Here is a 1103-nt window from a genome sequence, read left to right on the forward strand (position 1 = left end):
CTCGGCAAGGTGCTCGGCCCGCGCGGCATGATGCCGAATCCGAAGATCGGCACCGTGACCATGGACGTCGCCGGCGCCGTGAAGGGCGCCAAGGGCGGTTCGGTCGAATTCCGCGTCGAGAAGGCCGGAATCGTGCAGGCCGGTATCGGCAAGGCCTCGTTCTCGGAGGAGAAACTCGTCGAGAACATCAAGGCGTTGGCGGACGCGGTGGCGAAGGCGAAGCCCGCCGGCGCCAAGGGCACCTATATCCAGCGCATCGCGGTGTCCTCGACCATGGGTCCGGGCGTCAAGGTCGAGCCGGGAACCGTCCTCGGCTGACGCTGGGAATTGCTGACGAGAAACGAGGCGGGATCGGACCTTCCGGACCCGCCTTTTTTATTTGCGATACCCGTGGTGAAGGTTCCGGCGCGACTGCGCCGTCCTCGGCGCTGTTGATGTCCTGCCGGGCCGAGATGCGATATTTTGTCCGGATCGAAAGCTGGCCGGAAAATTGCATGATTTAGGACTTGGCAACGCAGCAGAGATTCGTTAAACACCGCGCTCCGGACGTGCTGGCTTGCGCTCGCATGTCCGTGTTCGCATTCCAAAAATCCAACGAGATAGGAGTTCTTCCTTCCCGCATGTCCATTCGGATGGTTCGGGAGGACGGAGCGTCAATCTGGCTGGGACGATGGTGCGAACGGGGTCGTTGGTCGTCCCGTCAGGGATGATGTTGTCGATCCCATCCTGTCCGAGACTGCAGGCGCCCGCGGCTAACGCAAGTTGGTCCAACGGCTTAATCGCATGGCCTGCATAGACGGGTGAAGACCGGATTTCGCTTTCCGAACCATGAACGGAAGGCAGCAGATTGGGTTCGAACCTCGACACCCCGTGCCTTCGGCCGTGAGGCCTTTGGACGCGGGAGGGCAGGCTACTGAATGTCGTCACGCCCGGCGTGTCTCGGGACCGGTATCTTGAAGCCGATCTTGGGATCAGGTTCCGGGCTGGGCGATGGGTATAACCCGGTGGTCCCAGCCTTGAGGCGAAGGCCGCCAAACGGAAAGAGCTTGCTGTGGAACGAGCGGCAAAAAAAGAAGCGGTCGAACAGCTCAACGAGACCTTCA

At 61.3% G+C, this 1103-nt stretch carries 1 protein-coding gene and 1 pseudogene; one reads left to right on the forward strand and one right to left on the reverse strand.

What is annotated here, in order from left to right; translation table 11 throughout:
• Positions 1 to 318, forward strand: a pseudogene (locus tag BGN91_RS13910) (50S ribosomal protein L1); the annotation flags it as partial.
• A 592-nt stretch (positions 319 to 910) separates the two neighbouring features.
• Here the strand turns inward: BGN91_RS13910 and BGN91_RS13915 are convergent.
• Positions 911 to 1103 (reverse strand): hypothetical protein (locus BGN91_RS13915; RefSeq protein WP_292614078.1); only part of this gene is annotated, 193 nt, incomplete at its 5' end.

The sequence above is a fragment of the Nitrobacter sp. 62-13 genome (assembly GCF_001896955.1).
GTDB lineage: Bacteria > Pseudomonadota > Alphaproteobacteria > Rhizobiales > Xanthobacteraceae > Nitrobacter.